The sequence below is a fragment of the Veillonella dispar genome, assembly GCF_900637515.1.
GTDB lineage: Bacteria > Bacillota > Negativicutes > Veillonellales > Veillonellaceae > Veillonella > Veillonella dispar.
In genome coordinates, this window is the sequence record NZ_LR134375.1 from 1,478,118 (window position 1) to 1,495,325 (window position 17,208).

Annotated in this window: 13 protein-coding genes; all 13 read right to left on the reverse strand. The window is 38.2% G+C overall.

Annotated features, from left to right (window positions below; translation table 11 throughout):
* Positions 1 to 324: 324 nt before the first annotated feature.
* The 13 genes from lpxA to EL171_RS06930 all read right to left on the reverse strand — a co-directional run bounded on the left by lpxA (position 325) and on the right by EL171_RS06930 (position 17,204).
* The gene (lpxA, locus tag EL171_RS06870) at positions 325 to 1,137 is read right to left on the reverse strand and encodes an acyl-ACP--UDP-N-acetylglucosamine O-acyltransferase (protein ID WP_174683260.1); all 813 of its coding nucleotides are present in this window, start codon (positions 1,135 to 1,137) and stop codon (positions 325 to 327) included.
* A 19-nt stretch (positions 1,138 to 1,156) separates the two neighbouring features.
* Positions 1,157 to 1,582, reverse strand: coding sequence for a 3-hydroxyacyl-ACP dehydratase FabZ (fabZ, locus tag EL171_RS06875; protein WP_004695477.1), 426 nt, complete (start codon positions 1,580 to 1,582; stop codon positions 1,157 to 1,159).
* Entirely contained in the window at positions 1,579 to 2,418 is an 840-nt protein-coding gene (gene lpxC, locus EL171_RS06880) for a UDP-3-O-acyl-N-acetylglucosamine deacetylase (RefSeq protein ID WP_005387276.1), read from the reverse strand. Before lpxC ends, fabZ begins: the two co-directional genes overlap by 4 nt.
* Positions 2,419 to 2,680: 262 nt before the next feature.
* Entirely contained in the window at positions 2,681 to 3,583 is a 903-nt protein-coding gene (locus EL171_RS06885; protein WP_039969450.1) for a lysophospholipid acyltransferase family protein, read from the reverse strand.
* Between the two features lie 6 nt (positions 3,584 to 3,589).
* Complete coding sequence (lpxD, locus tag EL171_RS06890; RefSeq protein WP_005387266.1) at positions 3,590 to 4,621, reverse strand: UDP-3-O-(3-hydroxymyristoyl)glucosamine N-acyltransferase; 1,032 nt, start codon at positions 4,619 to 4,621, stop codon at positions 3,590 to 3,592.
* Positions 4,622 to 4,652: 31 nt separating this feature from the next.
* Positions 4,653 to 5,183, reverse strand: coding sequence for an OmpH/Skp family outer membrane protein (locus tag EL171_RS06895; protein WP_005387264.1), 531 nt, complete (start codon positions 5,181 to 5,183; stop codon positions 4,653 to 4,655).
* An 11-nt stretch (positions 5,184 to 5,194) separates the two neighbouring features.
* Positions 5,195 to 6,166 (reverse strand): coiled-coil domain-containing protein, encoded by a 972-nt coding sequence (locus EL171_RS06900; protein WP_005387262.1) that lies wholly within the window; start codon positions 6,164 to 6,166, stop codon positions 5,195 to 5,197.
* A 29-nt stretch (positions 6,167 to 6,195) separates the two neighbouring features.
* Positions 6,196 to 6,684, reverse strand: coding sequence for an OmpH/Skp family outer membrane protein (locus tag EL171_RS06905; RefSeq protein ID WP_005387261.1), 489 nt, complete (start codon positions 6,682 to 6,684; stop codon positions 6,196 to 6,198).
* Positions 6,685 to 6,791: 107 nt separating this feature from the next.
* On the reverse strand, positions 6,792 to 8,963 hold the full coding sequence (locus EL171_RS06910; RefSeq protein WP_005387260.1) for a BamA/OMP85 family outer membrane protein: 2,172 nt from the start codon (positions 8,961 to 8,963) through the stop codon (positions 6,792 to 6,794).
* A 177-nt stretch (positions 8,964 to 9,140) separates the two neighbouring features.
* Complete coding sequence (locus EL171_RS06915) at positions 9,141 to 13,427, reverse strand: translocation/assembly module TamB domain-containing protein (RefSeq protein WP_005387259.1); 4,287 nt, start codon at positions 13,425 to 13,427, stop codon at positions 9,141 to 9,143.
* 256 nt (positions 13,428 to 13,683) lie between these two features.
* Positions 13,684 to 15,144: a TolC family protein gene (locus EL171_RS06920; protein WP_126413456.1), complete on the reverse strand. Its 1,461-nt coding sequence runs from the start codon at positions 15,142 to 15,144 to the stop codon at positions 13,684 to 13,686.
* A gap of 42 nt (positions 15,145 to 15,186) precedes the next feature.
* Positions 15,187 to 16,446: an MlaD family protein gene (locus tag EL171_RS06925; protein ID WP_005387257.1), complete on the reverse strand. Its 1,260-nt coding sequence runs from the start codon at positions 16,444 to 16,446 to the stop codon at positions 15,187 to 15,189.
* Positions 16,446 to 17,204: an ABC transporter ATP-binding protein gene (locus EL171_RS06930; RefSeq protein ID WP_005387256.1), complete on the reverse strand. Its 759-nt coding sequence runs from the start codon at positions 17,202 to 17,204 to the stop codon at positions 16,446 to 16,448. Before EL171_RS06930 ends, EL171_RS06925 begins: the two co-directional genes overlap by 1 nt.
* Positions 17,205 to 17,208 lie beyond the last annotated feature (4 nt).

Here is a 17,208-nt window from a genome sequence, read left to right on the forward strand (position 1 = left end):
ATGACCTACGGCCTATATATCAATGAGTGATTACAAATTTACAATACTTAATGCCTCAAAAAAGACATAATCATATACAATATATTGTACTATAAATAGGCATTTTTTACCATTAAAACACCATGTTTTATGCCTATTTCTTCAACATTTTAGTAGATTTTTTTTATTCCTCTTTTTACGTCTTATGAACGCAAAAAAACTTCAAATATTTTATCAAAATATTTTATATGTATGACCTAATGTTATAAATTTCACATCCCATTAAAAGCATGATATTTATTAAGTACATAAAAAGACCTCGTACATAGTACGAGGTCTTTTGAATTAGTCACGACGTGTACGCATAATACCACGATCGGCATTGCGTAAGAAGCGTAATAAATTTTCAATTTCTACAGAAGAATCAAGTTGCATTTCCATTTCTTCGATAGCCTTAGATAAACTAAAGCCAGAACGATAAATAATACGGAATGCTTGTTTTAAATCTCGGCGTACTTCTTCTGAAATGCCCGCACGAGACAATCCAACAGAGTTAAGGCCAATAACACGTGCTGGTTGACCATCAGCAATGACATATGGTGGAATATCTTGAACCACCTTTGCCATACCGCCAACCATTGCATTACGACCAATTTTAACAAACTGATGGATACCTGCAAGGCCGCCAATAACAACGCGATCTTCAACGATAGCGTGACCAGCAAGGCCTGCACAGTTACTCATAATTACATTATTGCCAACGATACAGTTATGAGCCACATGTGTACATGCTTGAAGCAAGCAATTATTACCTACACGTGTTTCTTCACCTTCTCCAGTAGCGCGGCTAATAGTTACGAATTCACGGATAACCGTTTCATCGCCAATATTACAATAGCTTTTTTCGCCTTTAAATTTTAAATCTTGCGGTTCCAACCCAATAGATGCATTAGGATAAATCTCACAACGCTTACCAATGGTTGTCCAACCACCAATTACAACATGTGCACCGATTTGTGTGCCATCGCCAATCTCGACGTGTTCGCCGATTACGGCGCCAGGACCTACGATTACATCTTTGCCCAATTTAGCATTTGGATGGACTATGGCTGTACTATGGATGTTGGATTCTGCATTTTCCATGCCTACAACTATCACTACAATCACTCCTCAATTATTATACAAGGGCAAACATGTATTCACCGCTAGCGCACAATTTGTCGCCAACATAGGCACGGCCTTCAACCTTACCCATTTTACCTTTGATTTTAACAATATCCACTTCCATGCGCACTTGATCACCAGGTTTTACAGGGTGACGGAAACGCACTTTATCAATACCTGTAAACATAGGTGTAAGACCGCGATTTTCTTCAGGATATAGTAATGCAATACCACCAACTTGAGCAATAGCCTCAGTCAATAGTACACCTGGCATTACTGGATTACCTGGGAAGTGTCCTTGGAAGAACAATTCGTTGAATGTAGCATTTTTAATGCCCACAGCACGTTTCATTGGTTCTAACTCAACGATGCGATCTACCAAAAGCATAGGATAACGATGAGGTAAAATTTCTAAAATGTCTTCGTGATTAAGAATCATGGCTGTGTCTCCCTTATTTCTTCCATTATACTGCGAGCCAATCTAGAATTTAATTCATGACTCGATTTTAAAGCAATTACATGACCTTCAATTGGTCCCAATAAGAATAAGTCGCCCATTACATCTAATGCTTTGTGACGAACTAATTCGTCGTCAAAGCGAGGTACAGACAAACACTTCTCATCATCATAAACTAAAGCATTATCAAGGTTACCACCTTTTGCAAGGCCCATAGCCTGTAATTGTTCTAATTCCTTCATAAATCCGATAGTTCTAGCAGCACTGATGTGTTCTTTAAAGTATTCTGGCGAAACTTCAAAATCACAATGTTGCGTGCCAAGTAACGGATGGCTGTTAATCGATGTAAATGTAATGCGATAGCCGTCATATGGCAAAATAACTACAAAGCGATCACCATCATAAATAGCGTGAGATCGTGTCACTTTATATACATGACGTGGCGCTGTTTGTTCTTGAATGCCTGCCTCTTCTATGAGACCTATAAAAACTGCACTACTGCCATCACCTACAGGAGGTTCAGGAGAATCCATCTCGATATAACAGTTATCAATATTCATAGCACTGAACGCAGCCATCACATGTTCTACAGTGAAAACCTTCGCTTCACCATTTTCCAATGTAGTAGCGCGCATAGTGTTCGTCACATTATCAATGTGTGCTCGCACAGAAGGATGACCTTCAATGTCCGTGCGGACAAACACAATTCCTGTATTTTCAGGTGCAGGTTTAAAAACCATATTTACTGGTTCACCGCTATGAAGGCCAATCCCTTGATATGAAACAGCCTGTTTAATTGTTTGTTGTGGCTTACTCATAAGAAAGTCCTTTCATAATCTGAATTCACGTTTACTATACACCAATATGTATTATACCCTATTTGCATAGGTGATACAAGAAATTTACCATATATTCAGTGATTTTGAAAGCATTTTTCACATAATTAAATTTATATAAATTTAATTATAAATACTGTATTATACACCATAAAAATAAAAGAGACTTTACTATGCTTAATTTATGCGGTATTTAAATCAATACTACATAAGTAGGCATGTAAAATCTCTTTATATTTATTAACTAGTGAAATACATCTGGAGGTGTTTCAATTTGTTCGCCATAGAAACGACGTGTCCACTTCCAACGATTGTGAAGCCAGAACCAATCTTCAGGATATCGACGAATATAATCTTCAATAAACTCATTTAAAAGAGTTGTGGTAACCGCTATATCACGCTTTTTATCATCTGTACGTTCCACATAAATTGGCGGATGTACCTCAATCTCATATTTTTCAGAAAACGGACTATAATGTATAGTCACAAAAATGATTGGTACATCTTGCATACGAGCTAATACAGCTGGACCTGCAGCCGTCAAAGTTTCATAACCAAAGAATGGAACAAGTACACCATCATCACCAGGATCCTGATCCATAATAAGGCCTAAGAAAGCACCTTTTTTAAGTTCATTGATCATTTCTCGTACACCAGTTTTATAGGTTACATGTTGGTGCATGATACGACGATATTCATTGATAAACTTGTCCGCATCACCATTCTGTTTCATTGCCACAGAAATCAACGGATACCCTTCCGAAGCAAGAACACCACCAAGGAGTTCCCAGTTACCACTGTGAACAGCGGCTAAGATTGCACCTCGACCATTTTCCAAGGCATCATCTAAGTACTCTCGATTAATAAACTCCACCATATCTTTGTATGCGCCATCCTTAATCTCTGGATAGCGTAATACATCAATAATCATGCGACCAAAGCGTGTAGTACTAGCTTTCGCAATACGTCGAGCTTCTTTTGGATCATCTGTAATATTACAGAATAGAATTTGGCCGATTGCTAGGCGCTTGCGTTTAGGCGGCACCGCTAGCCACGCAATTTCACCAAGCAATGTACCAATAGCATATTGCAAACCTTTAGGTAATAAGCAAATAAAGGCACTAAAGATTTTCATAAACCTATACATGGATTATTAGCTCTCCTTAAGCTGTGCTTTCAAAGCGTCAATTTCTTTTTGTAATTGTTTTACAGTTTTCACCATATCTGGCAAACGATTTTCATAAGCAGCCAATTTTAACCATTCTTTATGAGGTCTCATTGGATAGCCTGCCATAATAGAGTTGGATGGTACATTACCTGTAATACCAGTTTTACCAGCAAATTGTACATTATCACCAATCGTAATATGACCAGTACAACCAGTTTGTCCAGCAAAGATAACATGATTACCACATTTAGTACTTCCTGCAATACCAACCTGAGCGATTAGGAAGCAATCTTCACCAATCTCAACATTGTGACCAAGATGAACAAGATTGTCAATCTTCGTACCACGACGTACTAAAGTAGAGCCCATTGTAGCATTGTCGATAGTTGTACAAGAACCAACTTCAACATCATCTTCAAGAATAACATTACCAACTTGTGGTATATGTGTATGTACACCATTTTCTGTAGCAAAACCGAAGCCTTCGCCACCAATTACTGCTTTAGCACGTAATACAACGCGTTTGCCTAAAATACAATTTTCATGAACAATAGCACCAGCGTAAATATCAGAACCTTCACCAATACGCACATTATGTCCAATATAAACATATGGACGTATTGTTACATCATCACCAATGACTGCATTATCATTAATTACACAATAGGCACCAATAGCTACATTTCTGCCTATTGTTACATTTTTACCAATAATAGCTGTGCTATGCACTTCTCTAGGAACAACAACAGGTGGATGGAAGAGTTCTAACACTTGTGCAAATGCTGCTTTTGCATTATCGACTACGATTTGTGCTATCGGTGCATCTTTCACTTCAGATTCAACGATCACAGCACCCGCTTGGCATAACGCAATATGTTCAACATATTCACCTACTGCAAAAGTTATGGATTGTTTTACTGCTTGTTCAAAGCTACGTGTTTCAGTAATAACAATAGAGCCATCACCTACAACACGACCGCCTACTAATGTTGCGAGTTCCTGTAAAGTTTTTTCCAAGGTAAACTCCTCCCCCTGTGATAATTCTTAATTATTGTGCACTTTCTTCAGTATTAACTGCTGTAGCTTGACCAGATTGTTGAGCATTTTGTTGCGCATCTTGTTGTTCTTGCGCTTTAGCTGCATTTTCAGCTTCCTTGATTTGGTCATCAGAAGCTTTACCCATTTTAGCGATCAAGTCGTCAGTTACATCAGAACCGCCACCTACAACAGCACCTTTTTCAATAACTACATCAAGTTTTTTCTCTTTTACAAGTTCACCAACTTTTTGTTCCTGATATTGACGATATTCTTGAGCTTTTGCATTTGCAAAGGCATTTAATTCTTGATTAGCTTGGTTAAATACATTTTGTTTAGATGCTTCATCAGCAGCAGCAATTTTAGCATCTAGTTCAGCTTTTTTAGCGTTAATTTCTTTAGTAATTTCAATACCTTTTTCAGTACTATTTGCTACTTTCACGCTATCAACGTAACCAACATTATTAGAACCACAACCACCTAAAATAGCCATGGAAGCTACTAAAGATGCACCTAATACTAAAGATTTAATACGTTTATTCATAATATAACTCCTTATTGAACTCGATAGGACGCCTTCACTGCATCAGTAATATCAAGCCCCTTAATATTACCACCATCATCGATGATGACTAAATCCAAATGTTGTTCCTCTGCAATAATTGCTACGCGCATACGAACATCTTCTAAAATGGCTTCATGAAGTGCACTCACTTCAGCTTCTTTATCTGAAAGCTTTTTAGCCCAAGAATCATTCCAATCCTGTGCTACAGGTAAGTTATTATTAGCAATGATCGATTGTGCTTGTTGTTGAACCATAGTATCTCGTTTAGCCGCCAATTCCTTTTGTAAGGATGCAGCATATTGGTTAAGTTCTTCTTGACCTTTTTGTTGCATAGGCGCAAGTTCTGCCTGTACTTTAGCCTTAATAGAGTCTACATCAAGATTCGATGGTTTTCTCTTAGCTAATAATTCCTTTAATCGCTCCTCTTTCTTAGCCTTCTCTGCCATAGCTGCTTCTTTTTGTGCATCATTAATGTATACACGAGCATCATAAGCATAAAGATCTAACTGTAGATTAACGATTTCTAAATCATATTCATTAGAGCTAACTTTTAACTCAGCCAAATATTTTTGCATAAGTTCGTTCCGCTTTGCATTTAATTGCTGATTCAATTCATTTTCTTTTGTTGCAATACGAGTTTGTAATTCCACCGTAAGAGCATCTGACAAGGTTGAATCTAATGCAAGAGATTTCAACTGTTCCTCTTGTGTCTCTGACTTGGCATTTAGAGCTTGTTGTTCAAGTTCATACTGACGTTGTAAAAGGTCCAATTCATTTTTAGCTTGTTTATAATCCTCATAAGAAGGATTAAACTCTAATACATCATCAATACGTACAACACCTATTGATACCCCATCAGGACTCTGCTGACGATTCGTCACAAATCCATAGGCCCAAACCATAGCACATAATGCAACAACGAGAAATATGGCAAATCCGATATATCGTTTATTCCCGTTCATTGTCGTTCTCCCTTACATAGAACTACAGTTTATTTTTTCGCATCATTAGCTAATTTTTTCAATACTTGATCTGTAATATCTACACCACCATATAATACAGTGTCTTTAGTCATTACAACGCTAAGGCCTTTTGCATCACCTACAGCTTTTGCTGCTTCCATCGCTTTATCTTGAACGGATTTAGCAATTTCTTGATCTTTTTTTGCCAAGTTTTGACGTGCTTCTTCAGCTAATTTTTGTTTAGTCGCATCATCTTGTGCTGCATCAATTTTTGCTTGTGTTTCTTGTTGTAATTTGCTTTGATAGCTCATATATTCTTGAGCTGCAGAGATATAAATTGGATTATCTTGAGACATCATACGAGATGTATCGATAACACCAATTGTGCTGTTACCACTACTACCAGTTGGCGTAGCCATTTGAGTATATGCCAATGCACCAATACCGATAATAAAAATAGCAGCAATGACGATGGAGAAAATTTTCACATTCGCCTTGTTGTTCATCATTCGCATCATAATAGAGTGCCCTCATTTCTTTAAATTACTACATCAAAGGATGCCATATAGAGATATTGGTGAAAGCCTCTTTAGAAAAGAGGCCTCCACCATATACATTTACTATATTAGAATTGTGTGCCGAAGCTGAAGTGGAATTTATTTTTATGTTTACCCACGCCATAATCAAGTTTAACTGGACCAATAGGTGTAGTAATACGAACACCAGCACCAACGCCATAGTTGAATGTTTTCTTGCTATTGTACCAAGAAACATTTGGTGCATCCCATGCATCACCGATATCAGTGAACAATACACCACTAACCTTTTTAACGATTGGGAAGCGGAATTCCAATGTAGCATTGTACATATACTTGCCACGGAATTGATCATCTTCGTAACCACGTAAGGAGTCTGCACCACCCAATGTGAACAATTGGCTATAAGGAGCATCACCTTGGATAAAACCACCACGCGCGCGGAATGCCAATACATTCTTAGCACCTAGTTTTTTATACATACGTGCTTCAGCTGTGAATTTGTAGAAGTCGAAGTCACCGCCTAAGCCATGACCAGCCCATTGTGCTGTATAAGAAATACGACGACCACGTGTAGGTTCATAAATATTATCACGGGAATCGTATACCTTTTGCCATGTAATGGAATTGATACGGCCAAAGTTTTTATCTACATATTTATCATTTGCAAAGTTGTAGGAACCATTATTCCAATTTTTACCTTTGCCCGCATTTTTATCATAACGGAAGCCGGAGCTGTCATCATCATCCCATTTATAAGAATCTTTACGGGATTCAAGAGTTAAGTAATCACGAGTATATTCCCCTGTTTGACGACCGAAGGAAATATTGAAACCACGAGATTTCTTGTTATATTCAGCTACTTCATTACCATCTTCGTTGTAATCAGTGTATTCATCTTCACGGTTGAAGAAGGAGAAGCCCAAGGATGTACCTTTGCTATCAATCCAAGGTTTCAAGTAAGAGATTTGGTAGTTTTTGTATTTTTTCTTACCACCGATTTCCCAGTGAACTTTGAATTTATCACCAGTACCACGGAAGTTATCTTCACCAAATTCAATGATACCCATCAAACCATCAGATTTAGAGTAACCAGCACCTAATGTAATAGTACCTGTTTTATGTTCCAAAACATCGATTTCAATGATTACATTGTTAGGGTCTTGATCACCTGGCAACATGCGAACATTTACATCATCAAAGAAGCCTAGGTTGTATACGCGTTCTACAGAACGGCGTACCAAGAATTTATTGAAAGGTTTACCTTTCTTTTGAACGAATTCGCGAGTAATAACTTTATCGCGAGTTTTCTTGTTACCAGCAGGAACGATATCTTCAACAATGCCTTCTACGATATGAACATGAAGCACGCCTTGGTCATCTACGCGAATACCATCAACGTGTGCCAACATGTAGCCATCACGAGCGTATGCTGCGTTGATACCTTGAACCTTTTGGCCTACGTATACAGAGTTAAGAACTTGACCTGGTTGAAGATCCATGAATTTAGTCAATACTTCAGAAGTATAAACTGTATTACCTTCGAATGCCACGCCAGTAGTAATCGGATTTACTGTAACAGCAAAGTCCAATTTAACGCCTTCAGGTACTGTTGTAAATACAGGGTTTACTTCAGAGAAGTAACCAGTATTACCAAGGTTAGTTACGTCTTTAAATACGCCATCAACAGATACAGCATCGCCGATTTTTTCTGTCAAGATAGGCAATAATTGTGCTTGTTGTTCAGCTGTTACACCAGAGATAGATAAACCAGTAATCAATTTACCTACATATGGATTAATAGACTCAGCATTAGCAGATGTAACATATTGAGCTTCTACAGTTGTAACAGCTTGAGTTTGGCCATTTTCAGCAGCCTTATCAAGGTCAGTACCACCAGTAGTTTTAGACACCATTTTTACTTGTTTGTCATCTGTTTTCAAAGCAGCATTATTGACTGTAACAGTTCCGTCAGAACCTCTAACTACAGTACCATCGCTAGATACAGTTGTATCACCACGAGCTGCTAAGATAGCTGCATCAGTTTCATCTTGTGTTGTTGCAGGTGTAGCTGCATCAGCATTGTAAACAGCTTGTGTAGTAGTAGCATCATTAGTAGTTGCTGCACTAGTTGTTGTTGTGTTATTTAAATCTGGAGTATAGCCAGCTTGTACCTCTGCAGCAAATACACTGCCTGTCCCCATGACAGCAGTCAACACAGATGCTGCAAGCATACTTTTATAGGCTTTTGGTTTAAACATAAATTCCTCCTAGAACTCATCCCCATAAAAAGTTTACATCTTGTTTTATAAAGACTAATAAATCCTTATTATTATAGCATAAAATACTGGGAATGAGTACTATATTAAACAAATTTTATGAAATTAATATGACTAGAATGTGCATACCCATGGGATTTGCACACTCTAGCCATAAACTTAGAAGCTTCTTGTCCAACGACCACCTAAATAATTGTTTCCTTGCGATGTACGCCATGCAGTAAACTTGAGGTTTCGTTTTACAGAATACTCAACACCATATTTATTTTGTTTATTATTGATACCTTGAGAATAAGTAAGCATTACCTTTGGCACAATATACTTGCCAATTTCAATATTATAATTACCTGCCGTTTCCCTATTAGTTGGTTCATCAGGGTCAATGGAACCTGTCGTAATATTAATCCGATCTAAACCTAATGTATTTTGTAATGCATCTTGCACATAGCCAAAGGCAAACATTTGTAAGCCTGCTGTAGCAACAGCATTCACATCATCATTTGTCAATGTACTACTATTAGAATCGGCACCACGACCAAAGGTTAACATGGAAATAATTTGCTTTCTAGACAAACTAGGATTAGACGACAAAGTAAGATCCATATGGTCTACAGTCCCTTTTACACCAAGCATAATATTGTAGTTGCTTACATTCGTTTCAGCCTCTAATTGTAAGTTTGGTAAATAAGAGCCACCTACAAAGTGTGCATTCCCCTTCGTAATATTAAATACATGACTTAAGTATTTGAACGTACCAGATTTAACATCGAACTGGCCACTAGCAGTTGGGTTTTGTAATGTGCCACCGAAATGAACATCACCACCGATAAACATGTTATATAGAGTTCGATCATATAAGCGTACGCCCTTGCCAGCATGAATATTAACATCTACGCCCATGTTGGTGCTACTTTCACTAGACTGCAAGGAAAGAGGAATCTTAAATTGGATGTTTTCTAGGTCCAAATTCCCTATCAAGGTAGGTAATCCATCACGTTCCGCAATGTAAAGTTCACCATTTAATGGACCTCTCACATATTCACTACGAACATCGAGTCCATCAAGTTGAACGGCAGCCTTATAGTTGGTAAGCTCATGACCAGACCAATTTACCTTAGCAGCTAAACCAGCACTACCTTTCCCCATATTGATACGAGATTGGAAATCCCCTTGTTGTCCAGAGAAGATTAAGTCTCCGTCAATGCCTGTAATTTCATTATCTACATTGGCCAATTTCATAGTACCATTACGTACAGATACTGTGCCGTATGCCTCAGGTTGGTCTATAGTCCCCGTAAGCCTAATTGCACCCTTTAACGGCCCCGTTGCATCTTTAACCCTAGTAGTAACAAGAGGAATAACAGCCATATCAGCTTCGTTAAAGTCAATTTTTACATCCATAGATTTAGCATCACTAGCTTCTAAATAACCAGATGTATAAAGAGCCGCCAATGGAATTTTGCCATAAATACTGAGTTTATAACCACTCTTAGCACCTTGAATACGCTGAATTTGAATGACATGATCTTGCATTGTAGCTAACGCAAAGCCTTCATCAATGCCAATTCCATTAAACGAACCGGACTCTACGGCACCGGATAATTCAACCTTAGGATTTTTCGTTTCTCCAGTAACATTCACAACACCTGTTACCCAGCCTGTTGCTTGAATATCCTTACCTACGAGTGGTAGGAATGGCACTATGTCGACATCCTTTAAAGCTACTTGTAAATCAGCTTGCCCATCAAGATCCAAAGTACCACCCATTGCAATGAGTCCTTCACCAACAGGTAGTTTTAAGGTAGTAATTTTAAATTTACGATTTGCAAGACTCGCATCAATTGTTGCATCCCCTACTACCTTATCATCAATGCTAACATCGTTAATTTTACCATTTACAATAACACTTGGATTGTCCTTCGTACCTCCAAGTTCAACGGAACCATTCAATTGACCATCGAGGTGCTCATCGGCTCGATCTAGTAATGCCAACAAATTCTTTACACTACCATTGGTAACATCTAAAACGCCAAATAATTGTTTGCTATCGTCAAGCTTCATGCCACCTTTAGCAACATAACGACCACCATTCGATTCAGCAAACGAAAAATCTTGTACATTTACAACAGACTTATCGGCATAAACATGGCCATGAATATCCGTCAATAGCTGTCCATTAATGGATAAAGCATCTGATAAAATATAGCCATTAAACTGAGGGTTATCCATGGAACCCGTTATAGTACCACGGCCTGCTAGTAAACCATCCACCTTATAATCGGTATTGATGAGCAATCTACCCATATCGATTTTCTTACCTTCGAAGTCAATATTAATAGCTTCTTTTGATACAGTACCGCCACCAGTAATGGTCGCACCATAACCTTCAATATCAAAGCGATAAAATTCTAATCTTTCATTTTTATAGTTGTATTTGGCAAAAGCATTAGTAATAAGCTTGCCATAGGCAGACCCATCCCATAAATGAGCTCGCCCTTCTACAATCGGACTAGCAACAGTCCCTGTTATATGGTTGTCAGTTTCAAACCAACCTGTAATAGGAATATCTGTTACAGGACGAATTAAATTTTCAATGCGTACAGCACGAGCTTTAGCATTTAAATCTAATTCATCAGTATTGATATTATACCAACCAGTAATATCATAACCGCCACTACCGTCACCAATATGACCATTTGTAAGCGTCAAGACATGGTTATCTAATGTAATATCGCTATGAATATCATTAAAATGAGCACCCTTATAGAGAATTTCTTGTCCCCATACTGTTCCAGTCATATTAGGGTTATCTAAGGCCCCTTTTACATTAATAGAAGTGCTAAGTGTGCCAGCTACATCTTCACCTATGATCGGACTAAGTGATGTCAACGGTAAGGCATTACCAGAAACTGTGGCATCCACTTGACCATTTTGAATCGAACCATATCCACTAAAGGAGCCAGCGCCCATATTCCCAACCATAGTAATGTTGGTAAGATTATCACTATGAGTTAAATCTGCTTTTACAGAGTCAAGGATGACACCACGCACACCAATGTGATGACCTTGAACAGCACCAACCAGATCGGTAAGTTGATTATTCTTACCCAAAACGTGGATTTCTCCATCAATGGTTCCCGTAATAGGCATAGTCATATCTTGTGTGAAAGTATCCAACGATAAGGCATGAACATTTGCAACCGCATCAAAATCACCTGTGTCTACGACATATTGACCTTTAACTTTGGCATTACCAGCGCCAATAGATAATTGGGCATCATCGATACGAACCAATCCTTTATCGTATACTACATTTCCTTGCACTCGGTCCACATGGTACCCTTTGTAAGAAATACCATCACCACCGATTATCGCATCTACGCGAGGCGCTACAGTGGTACCACCAATATGTGCGCGACCGCCAACAACACCTGTAATCCCCACATCAGTAATAGCTTCTAGCGCTACCTTATCCGCCACAACATTAAGGTTTAAATATTCTTCCTCTTTTCCTAACGTAATGAGACCATTAAGTTTTGCTGCTTGATCATTAATACGCCAAGAGCTATGGCTAATAACAATTTGGTCATGATTGAGCATAATACGACCTTCACCATCAGTAATGGTATACATCGTATTTCCTCGCTTAAAAGTGCCTGTTAAACCTTTAAAGCCTACATTGCCACTCATAACATATTGTCCATCTTCACTTTTAATATTGAGATGTAAATCTTGTAATTTCCCCTTCGTTACAACAAGATCTTTGCGCAACGGAACAAAGCTCATAATACCAGCAGTATCAATTTCATCAGCTTGTACAAACACATCAAAATTAGACACATCATCCATATCTATTTTGCCATTTACAAGGACAGATGAACCATCTACATCAGCAGTAAAAGCCCCTTTGGACATACCACTCATATTAAGAGCAACGGTACCATCAAGGTTTTCAACATTGCGTTTAATGCCATCTTTAGTACGTAGCGCTACATGGCCATTATTAATGGTAATATCACCATCAAAACCACCCGATTTATTCGGATCAGATGGTTTTACTAATTTTTTTATACTCCAAGATTCATCGTTCAATTGCCATATATGAAGATCAGGTGCCTCTACAGTAACAGTCGATATAGCTGTTGCCCCTGATGTATTACCCCCAATTATACTTGGTAATGCAGATAGTTTAACCCCAACGGCTACATCTTGTGCCGTCCCTACTAAGTGACCATCCCGATCTTTAATCACCACATCTGATAAAACTACATCACCATTCCAATTGATACGAAGAGAATCATAGTCCACAGATCCGTTTATGGCATTATTTACTTGTTCTTTAACCATAGGTGCTACATAGGTCTGAGCTATAGGGTTTATACTAGCACCAACTGCAGATAAGCCTAAAATTGCAGCCCCTATGAGACACCACTTTTTACGGGTCATAATGATCTCCCATACACATTATGAATAATATAAATATATATACTAATCTTACCACACACAAAGTAATAACTATAGTATTTTAAGGGTAAATTTTATAAAACTAATATATTTTTTTACTAATCATTTTCTGCAATAACTACAGATAAAATTATTTTAAACATTACCATAACATAAAAATGAAAATATACAATGAATTTACGCTTTATAAATCTATAACAAAAAAAAGACGACCGAAGTCGTCTTTTTTAGTATTCTATTATTGATTGCCACCAAGTTGTGCTAATTGTTCAGCTGCACCACTGTTTGCAATAATTTCTGCACCTTGTCCAACTGGAGTATTCAATGGAACACCTGTCAATTGTTCAAGAGCTGCAATGCTAATATTGTAATTATAAAGAGCTTGTACATAGTTATTACGAGCATCTGTTAATTTAGTTTCCGCATCGAGTACATCAAGGTTTGTACCAACACCAGCACGATAGCGAAGTGTAGCAATACGGAAGCTTTCTTGACCTTGAGCAACTGCAGTTTGAGTGCTTTGGATTGTTTGCTCTGCAGAACGCAAGTTCAAGTATGCTTTTTGTACTGCTAATAATACAGCATCAACAGTAGCTAAATTAGCCTCTTTCGCTTGTTCAAGTTGTGCATTTGCTTTTTTAATAGCATTTTGTGTTGCACCGCCATCCCATAAGCTCCAAGATGCAGTAGCACCTACACTCCAGGATTTTGTACTTGTTCCAAAGTAACCATCTGGATCGGCATAACCACGACCAGCTTTTACAGCTACAGTTGGCAAGTAGCCAGATTTAGCAGATTTTACAGCCTCTTCTGCAGATTTTACATCGAGAGCAGATTTTACAAGGGCAGAACGGTGAAGCAAAGCATATGCTTTAGCTTGTTCCAACGTAATATTGTAAGGTTTATATTGTAAGTCATGTTCTGCTGTATTAATAGCTGTTTGTGCAGGATATGCAATGACTTGATTCAAGCTAGCCTCTGCTAAATTTGCAGAATTTTGCGCTTTTACAAGATTTGTTTCAGAATCAGCAAGATTTGTTTTAGCAGCCAATACATCAGAACTTGCTACCAAACCAACATTATATTGAGCTTGAACATTTGTTACATGACCTTGGTAATCTTTAACAGCTTGTTGAGCCACATCAACAAGATTACGATTCATGATCAATGTATAGTAACCACTAATAGCATCATATTTTGCTTGTTGCAATGCTTCTTCATAGCTAGCGCCAGTGCCTTCACGAGTATAACGTGCAGAATCAATACTTGCATCGAGTTGAGGATTAAATACGGGAGCACTAATGGAGAAGTTATGACTACCAGATTTACCACGTCCAGTGTCACCGCCTGTTTTTTGAGCAGACCAACCATAGCTTACACTAGGGTTCTTGCCTGCTGCTACTTGGCTCACTGCAGATTTAGCAGCTTCATAGCCCCATTTAGTTTGTTTTGCTGTACGGTTATTCGCCAACGCCAACTCTATGGTACGAGACTCATCGAGGTCCAATTTGCTCTCATATGTTTTGCTATCTTGAACAGATTTTTCGGCTAATTGCTTTTGTGTTAATTGAATCGCTTCTTTTTGATATTTGCTTAATTGGTCTCCATTATTAACGGAAGTTGTAACTACATCAGCAGCCATTGCACCTGTAGTAGCCAAGGAGAGCATTACACCTAAGGATAAAACCTTTTTATTCATAATATGTACCTCCATACTCACCTAAAGTGAATGTATTAGTCTTTAAAATACTTGTTTGATACCAAAGTAGGTACCACCATTCGTGGAACCGAACGGTCTGGTCATTTGAATAACCCCATAAGTATCTTTATGTAAACGTATATCACTACGAATACGATATTTGCGATTGTTAAGGTCATATACCGCTGCGGATAATGAAACTGGACCACGTAAATTATAGTCAACGCCAAGTCCTAATTCACTTTCAAAAATACCGCCCCGTACTAGCCATTTAGAGCTAATGAATCGACCTGCATTTAAATCGAATTTAGTGCCATCGCCGATATTGGAAAGGCCAAGCTCAGCCATACCTTTATCATTATAAGCACGAACGCGACCATTGATGCGGAATTCATCATCTGTTGTGTTATATAACAAATCTACAGAAGGCTCAACTTTAGTAGATGACTTTTTTTCAACATTATTTCCATCTACTACATTTCCACTTGCATCAGTTTGATAGGCTTTACCACCCATCAATTTGTTGATGCGAGCTGAAATTTGTGCCGTATTATGTAATGTTTCCTTAATATTTTCCTGTGCTTTAGGATCTGTTACAGTTGACTCCATAGAACGAGCCATATTATCTACACGATCCGTAGTTTGTTTTAAGTTAGTCAAAATAGCACGCATATCATTGCCTGCATTACCATCTGCATTAAATTGTTGAGCAGCTTGATTTAGCTGTGCCGTTACATCAGCCATATTTTGTGTAATCGCTACAGCATTATCAGCCATCGTCGCAGTAGATTGCAAGGAATGTTTAAGTGCATTTTGCGTTGCTGGATCACCAATAATATTATTGATAGATTGCAACATTTTTTCGGTGCCATCCATTAGTTTTTGAGCGCTTTGCATCGCTTTATCCATAGCGTCTGCACCTTCGCCCTTAACAGAGTCACCATCTTTTAAAAATACCTTAGATTGGCCTGGTGAAATTTGAATAAACTTATCACCTAAAAAACCATCTGATCCCAATGTGAACGTAGAGTCACTTGGAATTTGTGTTTTTTCATCAAGCTTCATTTTTACTACTACACCATGTGGTGTAATCTCGATATCAGAGACATTACCGATGGCCACACCTGAGTATTTAACTTGATTGCCATTTTTTAGGCCATTAACTTGAGCAAAATCACCGGTAATTGTCATTTGCGGTTTAGCCCATATATCAATGCGGCCTACAAAAAGTATTCCCGCAATAAATAGAGCTATACCTATTATTGTGAAAGCCCCTACCTTGGCCTCCGTCGTCCACTTCATTACACATCTCCCATCGCAGATACATTAATTGGTTCTGCTTCACCATGAATAAACTGTTGTACCTTTTTATTTGTAGAATTCTTAAAGTCTATTGTATCAGAAATTTCCACAAATTTCCCCTTATCAAGTAAGGCTATGCGATCTGCCACGTAAAACGCGGATTGCATATCATGTGTTACTACGATAGAAGTACAACCAAGCCGTTTTTGCATCCCCTTAATTAGCATACTAATCGTACCAGATGTAATAGGATCCAAGCCGGATGAAGGTTCATCATAGAGAATTAAGCTTGGGTCTAGCGCTATGGCGCGAGCTAAGCTAACGCGCTTTTTCATACCGCCGGACAACTCGTTAGGCATATAAGATTCATAACCTTTCAAACCTACCCAATCTAGTCTCTCTGCTACAATGCGTCGTATCTCATCATCCCCTAAGTCCGTATGTTGACGTAAACCAAAGGCTACATTTTCGCCTACCGACATAGAATCAAATAGAGCAGAGTATTGGAATACCATCCCCATTTTTCTTCGTACTGTATTAAATTCATCTTCAGATAATGTTGTAATATCTGTGCCATCTACAATAATCTGTCCCGATGTAGGGCGCTGCAAGCCAATTAATAATCGAAGCAATGTACTTTTACCACTGCCACTACCACCTAATATAACCAACGTCTCCCCATCATTGATAGTAAGATTAATGGAGTCTAAAATCACACGTGACTCATAGGCAACTACAACATCGCGTAGTTCTATCATAAAT